This is a genomic window from Porphyromonas bennonis DSM 23058 = JCM 16335 (genome assembly GCF_000375645.1).
In the GTDB taxonomy this organism is placed as follows: Bacteria; Bacteroidota; Bacteroidia; order Bacteroidales; family Porphyromonadaceae; genus Porphyromonas_A; species Porphyromonas_A bennonis.
Genome location: NZ_AQWR01000005.1, coordinates 46,851 through 69,101, shown reverse-complemented (window position 1 = coordinate 69,101; position 22,251 = coordinate 46,851). Strand labels below are relative to the sequence as shown.

The window sequence follows — 22,251 nt, the reverse complement described above, 5'->3', positions numbered from 1 at the left end:
GCTAATTGTAGCTTGGACATTCCGTTATGATTTACAATGTTCTCTGAGTTTGCCAGGAGTAAAAACCGAGATCCCTTTATGAGCCTCCTTTTAGCCGGGTCTACCTCTCGTGAGACCAGCTCTCTTCGGATGTTGTCCAGGGTATCGTCCATTAGTTTGATGACGTGAAAGTGGTCGAAGACATAGATGGCATCGGGGGCGTTTTCGCGTGCAGACTTTGCAAAAGCGGAGGACATATCAGTGGCGACATATCGCATGCTGACGCCCTCTTTCCTCACACGCTTCCAGAATTCATCAAGTTCGTCTGCCCCTTTGCCGTCTCCCGCATGTAAGATCCTGCCCGAGATCAGATCCACTACAATGGTCTTGTATACGTGTCCCCTCCTCACTGCGAACTCGTCGATTCCGATGCTCTCAATTCCTCTCAGGGACGGTCTCCTGTAGCGTCTCTCAAGGTGCTTTAGATGTATCTCCTTGACCACATCCCAGCTAAGGTGCAGCAGTTTTGCCACGTCTTGTATGGTCATACATCGCAGAAGCATAGAAATTCCCTTGACAGAGAGAGCCATACCAAGCCACCAAAGATAGTTGATCGTACACGAAAAGCGGCATATGAGGATCCCTTTCTCTTTATTGCTGTCTGTATGATGACCCTTAGATTGTAAAGAAGTTGTCGGTGCATCGGCAGCAATGCATAAAAAAGCCGAGGGGGTGTCGATCTTAGCCGATCGACACCCCTCGGGTCATATGAATTATGGATGTGGTATCAGCCGCACCTGGAGGTGCCACAGTCCTTACAGATCAGGCATCCCTCCTGATAAACGAGCTGGTGAGAGCCGCAGTTGGGACAGGTCTGACCGTCTGCGACTGTGCCGGAAGTAATGTACCTCCTGAGAGCTCGCTCGACACCATTCTTCCAGGTATTGATGCTCTCATTTCCAAGGTCGAGCCCGCGGACGAGATTGACCACCTGGTCGATCGGCATACCATAGCGGAGGACGCTGGAGATAAACTTCGCATAGTTCCAGAACTCAGGATTGAACTTCTCATCCAGTCCGGCGACCGTAGTCCGGAGTCCTCGCTTATTGGAGAACTCAAAGTCGTAGTGCTTGGATCCGTCCGCCTCGTAGACCTTGATGATCTTGCCTTGGGTGACGCGCTTGGGGATATAGAGTCCCTCGTCCTCGTCATCAATACCGGTGAAGATCTCGTAGGGACGGCCGTCACGCATACCGATGAAGGCGATCCAGCGCTCCTTGTTATTCTGGAAGCGAATGATATCTGCCTCCAGCTCATCGGGACGCTTCAGAGGCTCTTTCCCGTCTGCAGTGAATGGTAGTGTCGGCAGCTCAGGTTCCTTCTTCTCTTCCTTCTTCTTTGTGGAGAGTAGCACGCCGTCGCGCGACCCCTCGCGGTAGATGGTGCAGCCCTTGCAGCCCGCTTCCCAGGCAGTGAGGTAAAGGGTATTGACGAGCTCCTCATCTACGTCGTTGGGGAGATTGACGGTGACGCTGATGGAGTGGTCCACCCACTTCTGCATCGCACCCTGCATCCTGACCTTAGAGATCCAGTCCACATCGTTGGCGGTAGCCTTATGGTAAGGCGAGCGCTCGACAAGGTCATCAATCTCCTCTTGAGTGTACTCCTTGTCGGTGGAGATACCGCTCGCCTTCATCCAGTCCCTAAACTTTGGGTGATAGACGATAAACTCCTCGAAGACATCCCCCGTCTCGTCGGTGAAGGTGGGGTGAGTGCTGTCCGCCACCTCGTTGCTATTGACCTTGCGCCGACGCTTGTAGACCGGCATAAAGACCGGCTCTATGCCGGAGGTGGTCTGGGTCATCAGGCTGGTAGATCCCGTGGGGGCGATGGTCAGGCAGGCAATGTTTCGACGACCGTGCTTGACCATATCCTCATAGAGCTGTGGGTCGGCCTCCTTAATGCGGAGGATAAAGGGGTTGCGCTCCTCACGCTTGGGGTCGTAGATCTCGAAAGCTCCGCGCTCCTGTGCCATCGTGACGGAGCTGCGATAGGCACTGAGAGCGAGCGTCTGCTGAACCTTGACGGCAAAGTCGATCGCTTCCTTGGTCCCATAACGGAGACCAAGAGCAGCCAGCATATCCCCCTCACCTGTGATCCCAAGTCCGGTGCGACGACCCTTCAGGGTCTTCTCGAGGATCTTCTCCCAGAGGTGGTGCTCGACATACTTGATCTCGTCGCTCTCCGGATCGCTCTTGATCTTAGCGAGGATGGTGTCGATTTTCTCCTTCTCCAGGTCAATGATGTCGTCCATCAGTCGCTGAGCGCAGCCGATATGCTCTCTGAAGAGGTCGAAGTCAAAGGAAGCGTGGTCGGTGAATGGATCCTTGACGTACCCATAGAGATTGACCGCCAGCAGGCGGCAGCTGTCGTAGGGACAGAGAGGGATCTCTCCACAGGGATTGGTAGAGATGGTCTCGAAGCCAAGGTCCGCATAACAGTCGGGGATCGACTCCTTGAGGATGGTGTCCCAGAAGAGGACGCCCGGCTCGGCGCTCTTCCAGGCATTGTGGATGATCCTGCCCCAGAGTTCGCGAGCCCTGATGACCTTGGTGTACTTGGGATCCCCCTCGCTGTCTACAGGGAAGCGGAGGGTAAAGTCCTTGTCGTCCCGCACTGCCTCCATAAAGTCGTCCGTGATGCGAACCGAGACGTTGGCTCCCGTCACGGCTCCCTCCTCCATCTTAGCATCGATGAAGTCAGCGACGTCAGGGTGCTTGATGGAGCAGGAGAGCATAAGAGCGCCACGACGACCATCCTGTGCTACCTCGCGGGTAGAATTGGAGAAACGCTTCATAAAGGGGACAAGCCCGGTAGAGGTGAGGGCGGAGTTGCGGACTAATGATCCCTTGGGGCGGATGCCGGACATATCATGTCCCACTCCGCCACGGCGCTTCATCAGCTGCACCTGCTCCTCGTCAATCTTGAAGATCGCCCCGTAACTATCGGAGGGTCCGTCGAGACCGATCACGAAGCAATTGGAAAGGGAGGCTATCTGCAGATCGTTGCCGATGCCGGTCATAGGGCTGCCCTGCGGGACCAAGTATTGGAAGTGGTCCAGCAGCTCTACCACCTGACTCTCGGTAAGTCCGTTGGGATACTGTGCTTCGATCCTCGCTATCTCCCGGGCAATCCGGTGGTGCATGTCGATAGGAGACTTTTCGTAGAGATTGCCGTCCGCATCCTTCAGTGCGTACTTCGTAGTCCACACCTTAGCAGCCAGCTGATCTCCTCCAAAGTACTCCAGAGTGGCTTCGTACGCCTCGTCGTACGAGTATGTTTTCTGAGTCATGAGTGAGTGAGTTTTGGTTATCTTTTGCTCACAAAGATACGCTTATTTTGGTCGATCGGAAGTCTTTTCTCTTCACTTTTGGATGACTTTTTTATCTGAGTTGCCACAAAAGTTTACCACTTCGTGACACTCAGAGCCATATCTCTTGCCATCGTGGTAGCAGTTCCGTGAGGGCGGATTTTTAGTACCTTTGTGCTACAAATAATAACTTCTGATCATCCAATGAGTCCAAGTAATACCACAGGGCAGATGAGGGATAGCGCTCCTGCTCTAAGATATATATGTCACTCCCTCCGCTGTGAGGCACGGCTGATGTCGCGGCGACTCTTGCTTGCCGATGATGGGTCTGAGCTTCCGGAGGCAGGGTCTCAGACAGATCTCCCTGAGGGAGCGACCGGAGCCCTGCTCTCTGTCGCTGTGGAGTCTGATCGGCTCCGGAGCCTAGTGGACGAGTCTCAGGATCCATACAATCTTCATCTCATCCCATACTCTTTCAGGAGTAGTGGAGATGCGGTACTCCGCTCTGCGCTCTCATGTGCGGAGCTGATTGCGGCTATGGATCAGGACGAGCTGGACCCGAGGGATGAGGGGGCGATAAAGGAAGTGAAGGGCTCGCTGGACGCTCTTCGGGAGACAGTGGCGGTGGCTTCAATGACGGGCGTACCGATGCCGGTGATGTCGGCAGCACTTCACTTCTTCCTACAGATAGCGTACCGAGAGGAGAGACAGAAGCAAGGATGAGTATTTCACTGGATCTGCAGGCTCAGGACACCGGATCAGACGCACGTGCCGGTGTACTGCATACGCCACACGGAGACATACACACACCGATATTTATGCCGGTGGGAACGGTTGGCTCCGTCAAGGCGGTACATATGCGGGAGCTCAGAGAGGAAGTGGGTGCGGAAATTATTCTCGGTAATACCTATCACCTCTATCTGAGACCCGGGACGGACGTGTTGAGAGCTGCCGGAGGACTGCAGAAGTTTAATGGCTGGGGAGGACCGATACTGACGGATAGTGGAGGCTTCCAGGTCTTCTCACTCACTGATACGAGGAAGATGACGGAGGAGGGCGTCACCTTCCGTAGTCACATCGATGGGAGCAAGCACCTCTTTACTCCCGAGAGGGTGATGGACATCGAGCGACTGATAGGGGGCGACATCATGATGGCCTTCGATGAGTGTCCTCCCGGGACTGCTGATCGTCGCTATGCCCGAGAGTCACTCGATCGCACGTTAGGTTGGCTGGATCGATGCTTCCGCCGCTTCCGCAGTACAGAGCCACTGTACGGCTATGGGCAGGCGCTTTTCCCGATCGTGCAGGGAGTCGTCTACCCAGAGCTAAGACGGGAGGCGGCAGAGCGTGTGATTGAGTATGACGCTGACGGGTATGCCATTGGTGGGCTGAGTGTAGGGGAGTCCAAGGACGATATGCGCGCTATGATCGAGGTGGTCAATGAAGTGCTCCCCAAGGATCGTCCTCGCTACTTGATGGGCGTAGGTACACCGCAGGACATCCTGGATGCGATTGAGCGCGGGGTTGATATGATGGACTGCATCATGCCCACTCGGGACGGTCGTAATGCGAGACTCTACACCTGGAAAGGGACGATGAATATGCGTAATGCGAAGTGGAAGGATGACTTCTCGCCCCTTGATCCCTATGGTACCTCTTCTGTGGACAGAGACTACACTAAAGCATATGTCCGTCATCTCTTTGCGGCCGACGAGCTGCTGGCTCTGCAGATAGCGAGCATCCACAACCTCGCCTTTTATCTCGACCTCGTCCGGACAGCAAGAAAGCACATCCTTCAGGGGGACTTCAGTAGCTGGAAGTCGAGTGTTTACGATGACTTAGATCGCCGTCTATAAGCTTATATGGGACGTAAAGCTCGGAATAGGAATGGCTGGCACTCGTTCCTGTCGAGGATAGGCATCCTCCGGATCGATCGTTATATCATCTGGCGATTCCTCTCCACCTTCTTCTTCACCCTCGCCCTCATTATGGCGATCATCGTAGTGGTGGATGTGCAGGAGAAGTTGGACAACTTCATGAATCCCCTCCTGACGATGCGCGAGATCATCAATTACTACATTGCTCTGATCCCGTACTTTGCCATCCTGCTGGCGCCGCTATTCATCTTCATTGCCTGTGTCTTCGTGACGAGTAAGTTGGCAGCCCGGTCGGAGATCATAGCGATGTCATCAGCCGGGATGAGCTTTAATCGTCTCCTTCGGCCCTATATGATTGCGGCAGCCATTCTGTCGGCTTTCTCCTTTATCCTCTCGAGCGAGGTGATCCCTCATCTCAATAAGACGCGCATAGCCTTCACCAATCAATGGGTGTATAATAAGGAAGTGAAGCAGGGGGATAATGTCCAGCTGGCTGTTCAGCCGGGAGTGATCGCATTCTTCAGCACCTACGATAAGGACAGCTATACCGGCTACAATTTCTCCCTTGAGCAATTTGAGGACAATACGCTTAGCAGCCGTATGACGGCTCGTCGCATCGAGTACCACCCGGACAGCGTCTCTCACTGGACGGTCTACGACTATCACATACGAGACTTCCACGGTCTCGTAGAGCAAGATACGATGGGTGAGCAGCTTGATACGCTCCTGATGATCACGCCCCAGGATATCCTCATCTCTCCCGAGGACGGCGAGATGCTGACGACCGGACAGCTCTACACCTATATACAGGCGCAGGAGAAAAGGGGAATGGGGAATATTAAGAACTTTCAGGTCGAGTACCACAGGCGATTTGCCAGCATTCCCGCTGCATTCATCCTCACCCTCATCGGGGTCTGCCTCTCCGCACGTAAGGTAAAGGGAGGCATCGGGCTCAATGTGGCCCTGGGACTTCTGATGGCCTTTGCCTACATCCTATTCTACACCATCTCAGCCTCCTACGCCATCAGTGGCGCCATGTCCCCCTTCATGGCCGCCTGGCTCCCCAATCTAATCTTTATCCCCATCGCAATTTTTCTCTACTGGCGCGCCCCGAGGTGAGATGAAAAAGGGCACCTACAGGTACTACGGGGTGCTGCTTGGGCTCCCTCTCGAGTCGCCGATATTTACCTATCGGCTCGAAGAGGACGACACCTCGCTTGAGGAGTTGCTCGGGCGAGTGGTCTTGGTGCCGCTGGGAGCCGGTAAGACTGTCTCCGGCGTGGTCTGGGCCTATCAAGGTACACTCTCTCCGCTCCCTATGGGTAAGGTGAAGAGCATCCGTAAGGTGCTCTCTCATCCTGCCATTCCCGAGTCGGTGCGAAAGTTCTGGAGCTGGGTTGCCTCCTATTATATGTGTAGCCTTGGCGATGTGCTCCGGGCAGCCTTGCCGGCTTCCTTTAGACCTGAAGGGGGACAACGCTATGTGCTACCGGACACGGTTGGGGGAGAAGAAGTAGAGATCCTGAGGAAAGAACTGGGGCGGTCTTACTTCTCACTAAAGGAACTGAGGCAACTCTTTCCGGACGACTATGCCAATCTCTTCTCCTCCTGGTCCGAGGAGGGGAGTGCCGTCCCATACGAGAAGGGTATCTCTGGAGTCGGGACCCTTGCTCACGACACAGGATGGGGCGTTAGCGCCCGAGTCCTTCAGTCTGAGACGCTGGATGAGGTGATAAAATCGCTTAAGCGAAGCCCCCAGGTGCTTAAGGCACTGAACCGCTTGGTCTCCGACCCGGAGGGGAGCAGTCTCTTTTTCCCCACACTTGCAGAGGTCGCCGACTATCTGGGTGTCTCTACGTATGTGATCGGACGGCTGAGAGAGTGCGGGGCGATCGAGGAGCGAGCGCGGGAAGAAGTGCTCTCTGAAGAGGCTCCGGGCAAGAAACCGAACCTAAATGGGGTGACGCCTGACTTCCGAGACCATCAGATCCTACTGCTCCACATGCCTCTCTCCAGGGCAGATGAGCGAGTACCGATACGTCATCTCTATGAGCAGATCACAGAGACGGGAGGACAGGTGTTGCTCCTCTTCCCTACATTAGACAGGCTCAGAGAGGTTGAGAGGGAGATAAGGCAGGTCTTTGGGGCATCCTACTTCCCCTACCACACCGGTGTCTCTCAGTCGGACAGACAGCGGACCTATCTGGCAGCATGGCGCAAGCGACCCGGACTCTTTGTGGGACTACGGTCGGCAGTCTGGCTTCCCCTGGGGACTCTATGTGAGGTGGTTGTGATAGACAGCGAGCATCGGGGGTATAGGCAGTGGGAGCCTGCACCCCGCTTTACTGCCTCTGATGCGGTGCTGGTGCTTGCTGCTCTGTCCGGAGCCAAGTCCCTGATCGTCTCCTCTACTCCCTCTGTGGAGTGCATGGCTCAGGTACTGAGGGGAAAGTATGCCCTCCAGACGGCAGTCTCCACACCATCCGAGGGTAGGGTGTCACTACAAACGGTCAGTATGAGGACTGCCTTTGATGACAATCAGGTCCAGGCCAGACTTCTCTCAGACGTTATGGTCGGTGCCATCAGGGAGACGATAGCGAAGAGAGAGAAGGTGCTCCTGCTCTATCAGCGTCCCGGTTACGCCCGATCCATCGAGTGTCAGGACTGTGGCGAGCAGATCCTCTGCCCCCGCTGCCGCACCGCCTGTAGACTCTCCACCGACGCCAGGACCATCGAGTGTCCTCTCTGCGGCTACAAGTCACCGCTCCCCGCGAGTTGTCCACACTGTGATCATCCCTCTCTCAGAGCGGTCGGGACAGGCATCGAGCGGCTGCAGGAGGCTGTGAGCCGTTACTTCGCCGGTGTGAAGGTCGCTACCGTAGAGTCGGACGACAGGGTGCCGACGGCAGATATCATGCTCTGTTCGGACTACGATCCGCCCCTCCGTCTCCTGCACCAGGTCTCGATGGTGGGAGTGATCCAGCTTGATCTCCTCCTTACCCTCCCCGAGCATCGGGCTGCTGAGCGAGCGTATCGGATGCTGACCTCCTGCAGGGATGAGCTGCGAGACGGGGGTAGGCTGATCGTCCAGTACTTCTCCAAGTCCCCTGTGCTTGATGCCTTCCTGGAGGACGACTATCAGACCTTCATAGAGCATGAGATGGAGGAGCGGCATCAGCTGCTCTTCCCGCCCTTCTGCCGTATCACGGACTTAGTGCTGGAGGGGAAGAGTCAGCCCCTGATCAGTAGGTTTGCCGACCGTATGGCAGGCGAATTGTCCCGATTGCTTCCTGCAGTGCAGATCTTGGGACCGACTCCTCTTCCGGTCAGCAAGCGAGCTGCCTCATTTGGCTTTCGGGTGACGCTTCTCATCCCCTTAGATGTTGCGCTGTCGCCCCTTCGCACCTTTATGCAAAGCACTGTGGCAGGGTGGGTGAAGACCTCCGGCATCCCCTCTCTCCGCTATTACTACGACGTAGACCCTTAAAAGAAGGCGTGCAAACTATTACCGGTAATAGTTGCGACTAATACCGATAATAGTATTCACTAATACCGGTAATAGACTTCACTAATATCGGAATTAGTTTGGAGGCACATTTGATCGGGGGATCAGTAAAGGTCCTATAACAGTGAAAAGTGGTAACTTTGTCTCACCAAGAGATAGGTTAGCAGACCGGAGCGGTCGCATCTGTCTCCCGGCTTGAATTTGAAACCAATAAGTAAGAGTAATGATCAATCGATCGCTCATTCGTGTCAAGGTACTGCAGGTACTCTACAACTATTATCACAAGGAGTCGATGTCAATCTCGGCTGCCCAGGAAACTCTGGAGGCGGCCATGGAGAGCGACTATAGGGTCTACCTCTACCTCTGCGGCTTGCCGCTGGACTTCTCAGACTTGGCTCGGAAGCTTATTGGGATCGAGGAGGGAAAGTTCTCCCCAGATCCGGATCGCCTCTCCCTGCTGAGAGCACTGGAGACCAATCCTGTGGTGCAGCACCTCGAGGGTGACCAGGACTTCGTCGTGCGGCGGATGGCTACCTCAGTCTTCCATAATCCTGAGCTGAGCGAGTTTCACGAGTCAGTGCTGTCGGAGACGCTCGAGGAGCAGTCTGTGACGGTCGCACAGCTGGAGACCTTTGAGGGAGCACGCCAGTTCTATCGTGATCTTTATGGTGCCAAGTATCGGCAATCCGATAGGGTCTACGACATTCTGGAGACGACGGATGCCTTTGTCACAGACGCTGATCTGCCGGTGATCTTCTCCTTTGTCACCAAGTTCTACAACGGTCTGGATCCCGAGAAGGAGGTCTCGCAGCTGCTCCGCCCCAAGTTTATCTCCAAGAGCGACAGTGACTTCGGACCGACGCTCCTCAGGGCATCCATAGACAATAAGGAGGCCTACCGGGAGCAGATCAGTGGGTACTTCAAGGGGTGGGACGCTGACCGAGTGAGCGAGGTGGACTATCTGCTCCTGCAGATGGCAATGGCTGAGGCCATCGCCTTCCCGACCATCGCTACGACAGTGACAATCAATGAGTATCTTAATCTTGCTCACTCCTTTAGCTCCGATAATTCATACGTCTTCATCAATGGCATCCTCTTCAAGCTCTTCACAGACCTTAAGGAGGAGGGCAGGATCATTGGAGACTGACACGGAAATAATTTTAATCCATAATAAATATGTTACAAGCAATACTTCTCCAGGCGCAGGCACCTCAGGGAAACGCCCTTATGAGCATCTTCATGATCGTACTGATGATCGTGATCTTCTACTTCTTCATGATCCGTCCACAGACGAAGCGTCAGAAGGAGCTCCAGAAGGCTCGTGAAGCGATGAAAGCGGGCGACAAAGTGATCACCAGCGGAGGCATGTATGGCATCATCCGCGAGATCAATAAGGCCAATGGTCAGGTCACCCTCGAGGTGTGGGATGGGGTCAAGGTTAAGGTAGATATCAATAATATCTTCTCTCTCGAGGAGGTCGGAAAGGACAAGGAGGCAAAGTAAAGTCTCTCCAGTATCGCTTAGTCGACGAGTATGAGAGGACTTAGACGCTTACTGAGAGAGGGGCGATTCACCGCTTACTTTATGCGAGATAGGAGGTGGGTGGCGCTCTCTATCTGTCTGCTCATCTCTGTCTTCTTCTGGGTCGTTGCAGCGATCGATGACCCGAGAGGCTATACCAAGGAGATTGCTGTCCAGCTGGATAAGCCGATCCTCCCTACGAACTACCGGATGACGGATCTCTCTCAGTACCCTGAGGTGGTCTACGTCAAGGTCCATGCTAAGGGAGGCTCCTTGCTGAGGTACACCATTAATCAGATCGGTCGATCCTCCTACCGAGTGCGCCCTACTGTGGATACCACTCAGCTGCTGGCTGAGGGTGGTCAGTATCGACTAAGAGAGAGGGATCTCAAGCGGCTACTACTGAGTAAGCCGCTTCATGATGTCTCACGGATGGATCTCAATACCTCGACGGACCTTAAGATCTATCCTGAGGAGATATCCTTCTCTTACGAGCCACTGAGTGAGGGTAAGGCAGACGTGCTATTTGGTAGTCAGATCGACTTCGGGGTCCATCGGAACTTTAAGCTTGCCGATACCATCAGCCTTATACCCTCATCAGTACGGGTTTTTGGTGTAAAGAGTGATCTCGAGGACTTCATGGCTACAGGAGCTGTCCTCACCACGGATACGATCGGTCTGAAGATAGATAACCCCGGTCGTGACACCATACGTGTCGCCATAGTGACGCCATCCGGTATCGATGCGCGTCCCGACTCCGTCGATGTGGTCCTGATGACCAACGAACTGGTTTATCATAGCTTTACCACCTCTGACATAGAGATCCGAAATCTGCCGCCCGGATACGACCTGAGCCTGATCCCTCTACAAGTGACGGTGACCTATCTGGTCCCGAAGGACAAAGTGGGTGAGGAGACACTCTTTGACCCCGGACTCTACATTGATGCTCGCGAGGCATTTGATGGAGCTAATCGCAAGGCTCTGATGGTCCACGTTGATAAGGTTCCCTCTCAGGTGGATATGATCCAGGTGGTGCCTGACCGACTTGACTTTATCCTCCGTGAGAGGAAGTGATATGAGTGAGCGACCTCTTGTCATAGGCGTCTGTGGCGGTATCGGCTCCGGTAAGAGCGTGGTGAGGAGAGTGCTGGGGCTGCTCCTTGACTCTCCTACCTACGACTGTGACACCAGAGCTAAGGCACTTTACAGAGATCCCGTGGTGCGGGCTGAGATCACCTCGCTACTGCATGAGGATCCTATCGATCAGGATGGTCGACTGAAGAAGGAGCTACTCTCCTCCGCCTTGCATGACGAGCACCTCAGGCCGCTACTTGAGGGGATCATCCATGAGGCTGTCAGGGAGGACTTTGCCCACTGGCTTGCTGAGTCCGCGGAGCCTTATGTGATACTGGAGTCGGGGATCCTCTTCTCCTCAGGTATGGACAGGTGCGTGGACTGCTCGATCGAAGTAGCTGCTGATGAAGCCCTACGGTCCCGGCGAACCCAATTCAGAGATCGTACTCACGGTGCCACTCAGTACAAGTCAATGAGTAGTCTGCAGCTCAAGGAAGCTGATCTCAGAGGCCGACTGGCGGACTACACAATCTATAACAATGGATCTGACTCGCTGATCCATCAGTGCGAGCGGATCCTCATAGAAATCAATCATCGTTAGACATGAAACTATCAGAAATCGTCTCTATCTCCGGCAAGCCCGGACTTTTCCTCTTTATCAATAGCTCACGAGTTCCCTACACAGTGGAGGAATTAGAGACCGGACGTCGCATGCCGGTCTTTGGTCGGGAGAAGATGAGCCTGCTCAGCAATATCTCCATGTACACCACCGAGGGGGAGAAGCCACTGGCTGAGGTGATGCAGGGGATGTACGAGACTTTTGGGGAGGAGATCCCGGATGCTAAGTCTGTCTCCGAGAGTGCCGAGTCACTTAAGGACTTTATGGACAAGGCTCTCCCCAATTGGGACCAGGAGCGGATCCATCAGAGCGACATTAAGAAGCTGGCTAAGTGGTACCAGATCCTGCGACAGAAGGGTATGGACTCCTTTATGCCCTCTGAGGAGGAAGAGAAGGAGGACTGAAGTACTTACACTCTCGTAAAACAAAAAGCGGAGCGCTCTTGATGAACGCTCCGCTTTTTATTAGAGAAAAGTCCCCAGAGGGAACGGTGAGTGACCAAGGAGAAATGCCTTCGTGGGCATCACCTTGCTGGAGGGCCACTGCAGCTCCAGCACCTCTATAGTGCCCCTGGCTGTGCCAACGAACAGCCGCTTGTCGTCTGTCTCGAGAGGCTCACCCGGTGCGAGATCACGGTGGATCGGTTTCTCGCAGATACACACGCTTAATATCTTGATCTCCACCTCTGCATCGGTAGTCTCATCGTGGAAAAGGGCTAATGCCTTAGGGTAGGGCGCCATAGCTCTCACGCGTCGATCGATCTCCTCTGCAGTCATCGAGGCAAAGCGGATGGTCTGCTCCTCCTTGAAGATCTTTGGAGCCATCGGCAGGTGAGAGACATCCTCCGGCTGAGGATGACCGAGATGCTCCTTCGGCTCCTCAGACTGCCCGATCAAGTCGATCGTCTCCTCGATCACCTTTGCCCCGATGACCATAAGCTTGTCATGCAGGGTCCCGCCTGTCTCATCTACTGAGATCGGCACACGCTCCTGGAGAAGTACTCGTCCGGTGTCGATCTCCTTATCAAGGAGAAAAGTGGTGACACCGGTCTCCTGCTCGCCATTGATCACCGCCCACTGGATCGGTGCCGCCCCACGGTACTTAGGCAGGAGGGCGGCGTGGAGATTGATCGTCCCACGAGGGGGCATATCCCAGACCTCCTCGGGGAGCATCCTAAAGGCGACGACAATAAAGAGGTCAGCATTGATCTCTCGCAGGCGCTCCAGAAACTCCTCGTCTCGAAGCCGTTCCGGCTGGAGGATTGGGATCTCGGGCAAGAGCACCTGAGCCGTACGCTTGACGTCTGAGGGCTGGAGCTTATGGCCACGCCCCTTGGGCTTATCGGGCATCGTAACTACAGCAACCACCTCCCGATTATGCTCTACGAGCGAGTGGAGAGAGTAGGCTGCAAATTCGGGTGTGCCAAAAAATACGATCTTCATTATCTTATTCGTCACCAAAGTTCAGGTTAAGCACTCTCCGGTAGACGTTGAGGATAGCCGACTTGGAGATGAAGCCGACATACTTCCCCTCAGGAGTCTCTACCGGGAGATTCCACAGTCCAGAGTCATCAAAGATGGTCATCACATCCTCCATCTGCATATTCGTTTTAATTCGGATCCCCGGCTCTACCATAAACTTCTTCACTCGGAGTCTCTCGTATAGGTCGGGGCGGAACATAATGTTTCGGATATTGTCGAGCATCACAATGCCCACTAAGTGGTCATCATCGTCCAGTACCGGGAAGATATTGCGCTGGCTCTCCGTGAAGGTCTTTACTGTCTCACCGAGGGTCTCTTCCGGATGCAGGGTCTTGAATTTCTTCTCCACCACATCCTCCACGTCCATCAGTGTCAGTACTGCTCGGTCCTTCTCGTGCGTCACCAGTTGCCCCTCTTCACCTAGTCGCATCGCGTAGATATTGTACTTCGTGAAGATCCGCATGAAGCCGTAGGAAATCAGCGACACTATCAGGAGCGGAAGGAAGAGATTGTATTGTCCTGAGAGCTCCGCAATGAGGAAGGTCCCGGTCAGCGGCGCATGCATAACGCCCGCCATCAGTCCCGCCATACCCATGAGGGTAAAGTTTTGATGGGGCAGATAGGTCTCAATGCCCAGTTCACCGCAGATGTAGGAGAAGAAGAATCCCAGGAAAGCGCCTACGAAGAGAGTAGGGGCAAAGGTTCCGCCGCACCCGCCACCGGAATTGGTTGCCACGGTGGCGAAGATCTTAAGTAGCATGGCTGCCAAGAGGAAGAGGATGAAGCTCCGATGGGATGGGTCGGAGACATTCTCCAGCAGCGACCCCTCCAAGATCCTCTCCGGGTGATCGCTCATCAGCATTGATATGATGTCGTATCCCTCGCCATATAGAGGAGGGAGGAGGAAGATCAGGCTGCTGAGGATCAGAGACGCAATCACAAAGCGGACGCTCCAGGTACTGATTCCGCCAAGTTTCCGCTCCAACCACGAGGAGCATCGGGTAAAGTAGAGTGAGAGACCACCGCAACAGAGACCGAGCAGAACCACGTAGGGTAGTCTATTGAGGGTAAAGGCCTCCTCGGCCATCACAGGGAAGAGGGCACCCATACCGAAGATCAGATAGCTAACCGTCGCTGCTGTCACGGATGAGATCATCAGAGGCATCACGCTGGTGAGAGTAAAGTCCATCATCAGCACCTCGATGACAAATAGCAGCCCGGTGATCGGTGCCTTGAAGATCCCCGCAATCGCGCCGGCGGCACCGCACCCCACGAGGAGCATAAGGTTTCGGTGCTCCATATGGAAGAGCCGACCTATATTGCTACCTATGGCGGCACCGGTTAGCACGATCGGTGCCTCCGCTCCCACAGAGCCGCCCAGTCCGATAGTAATGGACGAGGCAACGACCGAGGTCCAAGTGTTGTGGGGCTTCAGCCGGCTCTGACGACGGCTGATCGCATAGAGCACCCTGGTGATCCCATGAGAGATATTGTCTCTTACGATGTACTTCACAAAGAGACCACAGAGGAAGATCCCCACCACAGGTGTGATGAGGTAGGAGAGATAAAGGTCGGTGTGGGTATTCAGCCCGATGACGAAGTGCTGTATCGTGGTGACAAACCACTTCAGCAACGCTGAGACAAGCGCACATGCGATACCGGTAAGGAGTGCCAGTGCCGTCACCGGCATCCCCTCAGGAAGGTGCTTATGGAGCCAATTGGAGAATGGCTTCCTGGGTTGTGACTTTACCTCTGTAGCTTGCATTTATCGGATCACCTTTACTTCGCCTCTCAGTCCCAGCTTGATGATGTTGGAGGCCACATGTTTCGTCTGCTCCTCTTGGCGATACCTCACGACGTAGTCAACTCCATTGCGCACTTCGTCCGTGATATCCGCAAAGGCAGCGGGCGATGGCTTGCCGGAGATATTCGCTGAAGTACTCACGATGGGTCCGCCCAGTCGCTCACACATTTTCTTACAGAAGTGATCTCCCACCACTCGGATGCCTGCGCTGCCATCCTCAGCAAGGAGGTTAGGAGCGAGGCCAATGGCATCAGGATAGATGATCGTCAGGGGCTTCGTCGCCGTATCCATCATATCGTAGGCAATGTCCGGAATGGTCCGGACCACTTGTGCCAGCATCCCATCGCTGGACACGATAGAGAGGAGCGCCTTAGCATCATCTCTCTGCTTAAGAGCAAAGATCCGGCTCACCGCCTCGGCATTAGTCGCATCGCACCCAATGCCCCATATGGTGTCTGTGGGGTAAAGGATCAGACCTCCACGCTTCAGCGTAGCGACAGCCTCGCTCAGGTCCTCCAGATCCCAGCGGGGCATCTCTTCCAGCTCTTCGTCTATTCTCTTCTTCATATTTATATCTGCATAAAGTCTCGGTAAAAGTCGATCGCCTCATCCAGCTCCTTGAGTGAAAAAAACTCCGCAGGGGCAGGCTTACCGATACCATCCAGCATCACCACCGGGATACCCTCCTCTGCCGAGCGAAGCTTCTTGTCCTGTTGGGCAAGCGTATGGATCTGCTCATACTCCGTACAGAGGACAGAGACGGGAGGGAAGTAATCCCTTACTACTCTCGCCAGTCGCATCAGATCCTCCTGTGGCAGTCGATCCCTCCGTAGTGACAAGTACCCCTCCATCACCAGTCCAGCAGCCACGGCGATACCGTGTGGCGCCGGCTCGCCCTTGCTAAGATGAAGCGCCTCCAACGCGTGACCAAGGGTGTGACCAAGGTTGAGGAACTGTCTTTTGCCGCCCTTGTCCAGCGGATCCGAAGCGACCACCTCTATCTTGTAGTCAATACATCGTCGGGTAAGCGAAGGGGCTACCTCAGCCGTCCCCCACACGTCCTCATCCACGGAGAAGCCCGCCAGCATAGAATACTTCAGGATCTCGCCCCAGCCGGAGAGTAGCTCCAGCTCAGGGAGTGTGGAGAGAAAGGCGGGCGTTATCAGCACCTCCTCGGGGGTATAGAAGGTCCCAACGCCATTCTTCACGCCCTCAAAATCTATCGCTGTCTTACCGCCAATAGAGGCATCCACATCCGCCAGCAGGGTGGTCGGGACATAGACCAGCCCCATCCCACGCTTGTAGGTCGCAGCGGAGAGTCCCGCCACGTCCAACAGCGCCCCACCACCGACCGCTATCATCAGATCTCCTCGGGTCGCTCCCAGATCGGTCAGTCCGCTCCAGAGGCGGAGCAGCTGCTCAGCCGTCTTTGCCTCCTCACCGGGAGGAAGCACAATGTCAGCGGACTCTATCCCGATCCGATCAAGGCAAAGGTCGGCACAATTGCTCTCAGTTACCCAGATCGCCCGTCGACCTGACGTCAGTGACCGAAGTCGGGTCCTAAGCTCCTCAAGGTTGTCGAAGAGAATATAGCGGAGCGGGGACTCCATAGCATTTACTCCTTCTTCAGTCCCAGCTCTCCCAGAACAAAATCAACAGCCTCAGGTAGTCCCTCCGGCCGTTTCCCACCCGCCGTAGCGAGAGAGGGCTGCCCGCCGCCACCGCCTTGGATGAATTGACCGGCAGCCTTGACCAACTTGCCGGCGTTATACCCCTTCTCCACGAGACCATCGCTGATCAGCACGGTAAGGAGTGCCTTGCCCTCATCCTTAGAACCGCTCACGAAGACATAGTCGCCGTCCAGAACCTGCTTGAGCCCGAAGGCAATGTCCTTCGCCAGAGCAGACGGGATCGCTACGTCAGGTCGAATCACCTTCACACCATCCACCAGCTCATAGTGCTTCTGCAGACGACTGATCAGGCTCCCCTTCTCACGCTCATAAGCCTGCTTCACCTCGGCAGAGAGAGTGTGATTCTCCTCCAGCACCTTCTTGATCGCTGAGATCAGGTTGCCACCGCCGAAGTAGCTCTTCACACTCTCGATCGTATCCTCCAGCTCGTGTACATAGTCGAGAGCAGCGGGACCGGTGACGGCAAAGATACGGCGCACACCCGCTGCCACGGAGGTCTCTTGGGTGATGTGGAAGCTCCCCAGTACCCCGGTCGACGGAGCATGGCAGCCACCACAGAGCTCAATACTGTCTCCAAATTGCATTACCCGGACGTAGTCCCCATATTTCTCTCCGAAGAGGGCAATGGCTCCCATCTCCTTCGCCTTAGAGATCGGTACGTCCCTATGCTCGACCCGCTGGTAGTCTGCTTGGATTGCCTCATTGACCATCCGCTCCACCTCTCGGATCTCCTTCTTCGTCATCTTCTCGAAGTGGGCAAAGTCGTAACTCAGTACACGATCGCTCACGAGGGAGCCCTTTTGCTCCGTCATGTCCCCGAATAGTGTCCTCAGGGCATGGTCCAGCAGATGGGTAGCAGTGTGATTGCGCTCGATGTTATACCTGCGCTCGCTGTCGATAGAGGCGAGGAAGTCCTGATGAGGATCGGTGGGCAACTTATCCACCAGAAGCATCGGCAGGTTATTCTCCTGGATCGTATCGAGGACCTTGATCCTCTCCTGATCCTCCTCGCCGATGAGAGTACCTGTGTCGCCCACCTGGCCGCCCATCTCGGCGTAGAAGGGCGTTGTCTCGAGGACCACCTGATAGCTCTTCTTTCCATTCTGCGTCACCTGGCGGTACCGGACGATCCGAGTCTGCGCCTCGTGCATCTCATAGCCGACGAAAGTGGTCTCTGTCTCCTGATCTCCGATCCACTGCCAGTCGCCAGTCTCGGTGTGCTGAGCCTTACGGGCGCGCTCCTTCTGCTTCGCCATCTCGCTGTCGAAGCCCTTTAGGTCGGCCTCCATACCCTGCTCCTCCAGGATCAGCTCCGTAAGGTCTGCCGGGAAGCCATAGGTGTCGTAGAGCTCGAAGATGATCTCGCCGGATAGCGTCTTCTCTCCCTTCTTCTTGGACTCATCTATGTGAGACTGCAGCATCTCTATGCCGGTAGAGAGGGTCCTGAGGAAGGCACTCTCCTCCTGCTTTGTCACGCGAGTGATCAGCTCCTGCTGAGCCACCAGTTCTGTGTAGTGTCCGCCCATGCTCTCCACGAGGGTGGGGATAAGGAGGTACATAAAGGGCTCCTTGAGATTGAGGAAAGTGTAGCCATACCGTACCGCGCGCCGGAGGATTCGGCGGATAACGTAGCCCGCTCTCGTACTGGAGGGCAGCTGTCCGTCGGTAATGGCAAAGGCTATCGCTCTTATGTGGTCGGCGATCACACGCATAGCTACGTCGGTCTTCTCCGACGAACCATAGGTCACGCCGGAGATCTCTGCGACCTTGCCGATGAGTGGTTGGAAGACATCAGTGTCGTAATTGGACTTCTTCCCCTGCATCGCCATACAGAGGCGCTCCAGTCCCATGCCTGTATCGATGACGTGGTGGGGCAGAGCCTCGAGGTGACCGTCTGCCATGCGATTGTACTGCATGAAGACGAGGTTCCAGATCTCGATCACCAGCGGGTCGTCCTGATTGACGAGGTCTCTGCCGGGGATGCGGGCGATCTCTTCCTCGCTCCTCAGGTCGATATGGATCTCCGAGCAGGGGCCGCAGGGACCGGTCTCGCCCATCTCCCAGAAGTTATCGTGCTTGTTACCATTAAGTATCCTCTCCTCCGGCAGCAGCTTTGCCCAGGCATCATATGCCTCCTGATCACGCTCCAGACCCTCCTGAGGTGCTCCCTCAAAGATGGTGACATAGAGCCGATCCTTGGGCAGCCCGTATACCTCCGTCAGCAGCTCCCACGCCCACGGGATGATCTCCTGCTTGAAGTAATCTCCGAAGGACCAGTTCCCCAGCATCTCAAACATGGTATGGTGGTAGGTGTCGTGTCCTACGGCGGAGAGGTCATTGTGCTTACCGCTCACGCGCAGGCACTTCTGAGAGTCGGTTACCCGCGGGTACTTCCTCGGAGCATTCCCCAGGATGATGTCCTTGAATTGATTCATCCCCGCATTGGTAAACATTAGGGTCGGATCCCCCTGCAGGACCATCGGAGCGGAGGGAACGATATGATGTCCTCGCTCTGCAAAGAAGTCAAGGTACATCTGACGGATTTCATTAACCGTTTTCATTTCTGCAATAACTCACATAGTAATATGACCCCGCTCCCTCCCACTTGCGGAGTCATTCGTTTCTCTCTCACAAAGATACTAATGAAAAAAGAATTTACTCAGCCCCCTAAACAAATGCGATAAGACTACACCTCCGGACTAATATCGGTATTAGTGATTACTATAGTCGGTATTAGTCGACACTAATACCGGTAATAGTGGATGCTAATACCGGTATTAGAAGAGGCCGATCACAATCTACTGATTACCAGACTGATGTGTGGGTGTTTTTTGTATCTGCTATGCGGGTATTTTCTACAGTCGTAATTGATTGATTTTTATGTGATTAGCGATACTTCACTTAGAGCGACAATTTGTCAGGAGAGTTCGCCACGGTCGGCAATCCTTAGGAGGTCCCCAAAGACTCCGAGCGCAGTCACTTCCGCGCCTGCTCCGGCCCCGCGGATGACAAAGGGAAGGTCCCCATAGCTCTCGGTATAGATCTCGAAGCAGGAGTCCGCACCACTGACTGAGCCGAGGGCGCTATCGGCGGGAAGACTTCTGAGACCGCAGGAAAGCCGGGCGGCATCGGTGCTGTCCCCGATGGTCAGCTCCCCGACATATCTCAGCACCTCCCCCTGCGAGGTCTCAGATAGGCTCTCGAAGTAGACCTGAGTCTCATCCAGTCGCTCCATGAAGTGCTCCGCTGAGCAGTCCCTGAGGGTCTCGGGGACTAAGTCCTCCACCTCTATGTCCGACATCTCTGCCGATATGCCCACCTCGCGGGCAAGGATGAGCAACTTCCGCGCCACGTCGAGACCATTGAGGTCCTGCCTTGGGTCCGGCTCTGAGTAGCCGAGACGGGCGGCGGAGCGGATCGCCTCAGCGTAAGAGGTGCGGTCGCCGAGGGAGGAGAGGATATACCCGAGCGTGCCACTGAAGAGCCCCCTAATACGGGTGATGCGATCTCCGGAGAGGTGGAGGAGCCTGAGGTTGTCGATCAGGGGCAGTCCGGCTCCCACATTGGTCTCATACCTATAGGTTCGGCGGTGGTCCCGCAGGATCTCACGGAGTCGGAGGTAGTCAGGGTAGGGACCGGTATTGAAGATCTTATTGGAAGAGACGAGGTCGTAGCCCTGCTCAGCGAGCTCGCAGTAGCGGTCGGCGATGGCAGGCGAGGCGGTGTTGTCGATGACGACAACATTCTCAAGGTAGTTCGCCTCCGCATAGTGGATGATCTCGCGGATCGGGTCCTCGGAAGCTGGGGCGGCTGCCTTTCGCTCCCTCCAGTCGGTACCGATGCCCTCTTGGTCGAGGAGCAGCTGACGGCTGCTGGCGATGGCGAAGAGGCGGAGATCGACCGCCTTGTCGGAGAGGATCCGCGCCCGCTCCTCAGTCACTCGGTCGAGGAAGGCGCCACCCACTGTACCGTGACCGATACAGGCGACATGGATCCGCTTGGCGTGGGCAAACATTTCCCCGTGGATCACATTGAGCGCCTTCGGTACCTCTTCGTCACGCACGAGGAGGAAGAGCGTGTCGCCGGTGACGGCGTTATTGACCAGTAGGGGCGTGATGCCGTTTCGGATCAGGGCAGAGTAGGGGTGATCGAAGCCGGAGAGGCTTACCCCGATGAGGGCAATGACGGAGAGTCCCTTCGTCGCCTCGATCGTGGGACGGTGGATGTCTCGGTCAAACTCTCGCCTAAGTGACGCCACGGCGTGATCAGCCTCACTCTCCGCCACGACGAAGCCGACACCGCGCTCCGTCGATCCCTGGGAGATGATCCCGGTGCTGATACCCTCGTCCCGGAGGACGGAGAAGATCCTGGCGTCGAAGCCGGGTAACCCCTTCATCTCGTGCCGCTCGAAGTGGATCAGCGCCTTGCCGGAGAGGGCGGCAATGGCTCTTGCCTGCTGAGAGGAGGGGAGGAGATGGACGAGTGTCCCCTCCTGGCGGCATCCCTCGGGGCTGAAGGAGTCGAGTATGCGGAGGGGGATCTGCTTGGCAGCAAGTGGATCGATCGTCTTGTAGTGGAGGATCTCAGCCCCAAGCTGGGAGAGCTCGGCCGCCTCGGTGTAGGAGAGCTCGGGGATCTTGTGCGCCGACAGGACGATGCCCGGGTGGGCAGAGTAGATGCCGTCGATATTGCTGTAGTTGTCGAGCTGCGTGGCATCGAGGAAGTTGGCAAGGAGGGCAGCGGTGTAGTTGCTTCCGTTTCTTCCGAGGGTGGTTCGCGTTCCGTCCTCGCTTCGGGCGATGAAGCCGGTCACGATCGGGAGTGTGCCGGCTGGGAGGTGAGCGAAGTAGCTGCGTGTCTTTTCCTCCGACTCCTTGAGCTCCACACTCGCCTCTCCGTAGGAGCTGTCGGTGACGATGAGGTCCCCGGCGTCGATCGGTAGGGCGTGGGACAGGAGCCGGGCGATGTGGTGGGCGGAGAAGAGCTCGCCAAAGGAGAGTACCTCATCCAGCGTCTTAGCACTGCACTCTCGCAGGAGCTCTATTCCCTCGAGGAGTCGGGTAAGTCGATCTGACAGCCCTTCCGTTCCCTCCCCCTGGTCAGAGAGGAGCTGTCGGTAGCTCTCCCGCCAGGGCTCCCCGGCCTCGGCGAGGTGAGCCAACTCGAGGAGTCGGTCTGTCGTCTTGCCACGAGCAGAGACGATGACTAAGGGTGGGGTTTCGTCACTTGCGACAACGTCTTGGATGATCCGGAGGGAGAGACGGAGGGGCTCCCCATTAGCGAGGGACTTGCCCCCAAACTTTAGCACACGCATATATACAATTGTCTTA

16 protein-coding genes and 1 pseudogene are annotated in these 22,251 nt (G+C 55.6%); 9 read left to right on the top strand and 8 right to left on the bottom strand.

What is annotated here, in order from left to right; all coding sequences use genetic code 11:
* Together B088_RS01995 and B088_RS01990 are read right to left on the bottom strand one after the other, a co-directional pair.
* Nucleotides 1-527, bottom strand: a 527-nt coding sequence (locus B088_RS01995) for a transposase (RefSeq protein WP_018106737.1), incomplete at its 3' end; no start/stop codon positions are given.
* Nucleotides 528-766: 239 nt separating this feature from the next.
* Nucleotides 767-3,331, bottom strand: coding sequence for an adenosylcobalamin-dependent ribonucleoside-diphosphate reductase (locus tag B088_RS01990; protein ID WP_018106736.1), 2,565 nt, complete (start codon nt 3,329-3,331; stop codon nt 767-769).
* Nucleotides 3,332-3,553: 222 nt separating this feature from the next.
* Here B088_RS01990 and B088_RS01985 point away from each other — a divergent pair, with 222 nt between their 5' ends.
* The 9 genes from B088_RS01985 to B088_RS01945 all read left to right on the top strand — a co-directional run bounded on the left by B088_RS01985 (nt 3,554) and on the right by B088_RS01945 (nt 12,349).
* Complete coding sequence (locus B088_RS01985; protein WP_155802248.1) at nt 3,554-4,072, top strand: hypothetical protein; 519 nt, start codon at nt 3,554-3,556, stop codon at nt 4,070-4,072.
* Nucleotides 4,069-5,205 carry a tRNA guanosine(34) transglycosylase Tgt gene (gene tgt / locus B088_RS01980; RefSeq protein WP_018106734.1) on the top strand — a complete coding sequence of 379 codons (1,137 nt, stop codon included), beginning with the start codon at nt 4,069-4,071 and terminating at the stop codon, nt 5,203-5,205. The genes B088_RS01985 and tgt overlap by 4 nt, the downstream gene beginning before the upstream one ends.
* Nucleotides 5,206-5,211: 6 nt before the next feature.
* The gene (locus B088_RS01975; protein WP_018106733.1) at nt 5,212-6,345 is read left to right on the top strand and encodes an LptF/LptG family permease; all 1,134 of its coding nucleotides are present in this window, start codon (nt 5,212-5,214) and stop codon (nt 6,343-6,345) included.
* A 1-nt stretch (nt 6,346) separates the two neighbouring features.
* A complete protein-coding gene (locus tag B088_RS01970) occupies nt 6,347-8,713 on the top strand; it encodes a primosomal protein N' family DNA-binding protein (protein ID WP_018106732.1) in 2,367 nt (788 codons plus the stop codon).
* 241 nt (nt 8,714-8,954) lie between these two features.
* Nucleotides 8,955-9,878 (top strand): transcription antitermination protein NusB, encoded by a 924-nt coding sequence (locus tag B088_RS01965; RefSeq protein WP_018106731.1) that lies wholly within the window; start codon nt 8,955-8,957, stop codon nt 9,876-9,878.
* A 29-nt stretch (nt 9,879-9,907) separates the two neighbouring features.
* Entirely contained in the window at nt 9,908-10,234 is a 327-nt protein-coding gene (gene yajC / locus B088_RS01960; RefSeq protein ID WP_033893379.1) for a preprotein translocase subunit YajC, read from the top strand.
* A 30-nt stretch (nt 10,235-10,264) separates the two neighbouring features.
* Nucleotides 10,265-11,326, top strand: a complete 1,062-nt coding sequence (locus B088_RS01955) for a YbbR-like domain-containing protein (protein WP_038973828.1) — start codon at nt 10,265-10,267, stop codon at nt 11,324-11,326.
* A 1-nt stretch (nt 11,327) separates the two neighbouring features.
* Nucleotides 11,328-11,927, top strand: coding sequence for a dephospho-CoA kinase (locus B088_RS01950; protein WP_018106728.1), 600 nt, complete (start codon nt 11,328-11,330; stop codon nt 11,925-11,927).
* Nucleotides 11,928-11,929: 2 nt separating this feature from the next.
* A complete protein-coding gene (locus B088_RS01945; RefSeq protein WP_018106727.1) occupies nt 11,930-12,349 on the top strand; it encodes a DUF5606 family protein in 420 nt (139 codons plus the stop codon).
* A 60-nt stretch (nt 12,350-12,409) separates the two neighbouring features.
* On the opposite strand, the gene fmt is transcribed toward B088_RS01945, so the two are convergent.
* The 6 genes and pseudogenes from fmt to B088_RS01915 form a co-directional block, all read right to left on the bottom strand.
* The gene (fmt, locus tag B088_RS01940) at nt 12,410-13,387 is read right to left on the bottom strand and encodes a methionyl-tRNA formyltransferase (protein ID WP_018106726.1); all 978 of its coding nucleotides are present in this window, start codon (nt 13,385-13,387) and stop codon (nt 12,410-12,412) included.
* Between the two features lie 4 nt (nt 13,388-13,391).
* Complete coding sequence (locus B088_RS01935; protein WP_025081463.1) at nt 13,392-15,191, bottom strand: chloride channel protein; 1,800 nt, start codon at nt 15,189-15,191, stop codon at nt 13,392-13,394.
* Nucleotides 15,192-15,797: an L-threonylcarbamoyladenylate synthase gene (locus B088_RS01930; RefSeq protein WP_018106724.1), complete on the bottom strand. Its 606-nt coding sequence runs from the start codon at nt 15,795-15,797 to the stop codon at nt 15,192-15,194.
* A 194-nt stretch (nt 15,798-15,991) separates the two neighbouring features.
* Nucleotides 15,992-16,840: pseudogene (locus B088_RS01925) on the bottom strand (3-dehydroquinate synthase); the annotation flags it as partial.
* Between the two features lie 5 nt (nt 16,841-16,845).
* Entirely contained in the window at nt 16,846-19,482 is a 2,637-nt protein-coding gene (gene alaS, locus B088_RS01920) for an alanine--tRNA ligase (protein ID WP_025081461.1), read from the bottom strand.
* A gap of 356 nt (nt 19,483-19,838) precedes the next feature.
* Nucleotides 19,839-22,235 carry an aspartate kinase gene (locus B088_RS01915; protein WP_018106721.1) on the bottom strand — a complete coding sequence of 799 codons (2,397 nt, stop codon included), beginning with the start codon at nt 22,233-22,235 and terminating at the stop codon, nt 19,839-19,841.
* Nucleotides 22,236-22,251 lie beyond the last annotated feature (16 nt).

Excerpts from the sequence above, each read along its gene's own strand:
- B088_RS01990 (WP_018106736.1), bottom strand. The coding sequence starts at position 3,331 with ATGACTCAGAAAACATACTCGTACGACGAGGCGTACGAAGCCACTCTG.
- B088_RS01985 (WP_155802248.1), top strand. The coding sequence starts at position 3,554 with ATGAGTCCAAGTAATACCACAGGGCAGATGAGGGATAGCGCTCCTGCT.
- tgt (WP_018106734.1), top strand. The coding sequence starts at position 4,069 with ATGAGTATTTCACTGGATCTGCAGGCTCAGGACACCGGATCAGACGCA.
- B088_RS01975 (WP_018106733.1), top strand. The coding sequence starts at position 5,212 with ATGGGACGTAAAGCTCGGAATAGGAATGGCTGGCACTCGTTCCTGTCG.
- B088_RS01970 (WP_018106732.1), top strand. The coding sequence starts at position 6,347 with ATGAAAAAGGGCACCTACAGGTACTACGGGGTGCTGCTTGGGCTCCCT.
- B088_RS01965 (WP_018106731.1), top strand. The coding sequence starts at position 8,955 with ATGATCAATCGATCGCTCATTCGTGTCAAGGTACTGCAGGTACTCTAC.
- yajC (WP_033893379.1), top strand. The coding sequence starts at position 9,908 with ATGTTACAAGCAATACTTCTCCAGGCGCAGGCACCTCAGGGAAACGCC.
- B088_RS01955 (WP_038973828.1), top strand. The coding sequence starts at position 10,265 with ATGAGAGGACTTAGACGCTTACTGAGAGAGGGGCGATTCACCGCTTAC.
- B088_RS01950 (WP_018106728.1), top strand. The coding sequence starts at position 11,328 with ATGAGTGAGCGACCTCTTGTCATAGGCGTCTGTGGCGGTATCGGCTCC.
- B088_RS01945 (WP_018106727.1), top strand. The coding sequence starts at position 11,930 with ATGAAACTATCAGAAATCGTCTCTATCTCCGGCAAGCCCGGACTTTTC.
- fmt (WP_018106726.1), bottom strand. The coding sequence starts at position 13,387 with ATGAAGATCGTATTTTTTGGCACACCCGAATTTGCAGCCTACTCTCTC.
- B088_RS01935 (WP_025081463.1), bottom strand. The coding sequence starts at position 15,191 with ATGCAAGCTACAGAGGTAAAGTCACAACCCAGGAAGCCATTCTCCAAT.
- B088_RS01930 (WP_018106724.1), bottom strand. The coding sequence starts at position 15,797 with ATGAAGAAGAGAATAGACGAAGAGCTGGAAGAGATGCCCCGCTGGGAT.
- alaS (WP_025081461.1), bottom strand. The coding sequence starts at position 19,482 with ATGAAAACGGTTAATGAAATCCGTCAGATGTACCTTGACTTCTTTGCA.
- B088_RS01915 (WP_018106721.1), bottom strand. The coding sequence starts at position 22,235 with ATGCGTGTGCTAAAGTTTGGGGGCAAGTCCCTCGCTAATGGGGAGCCC.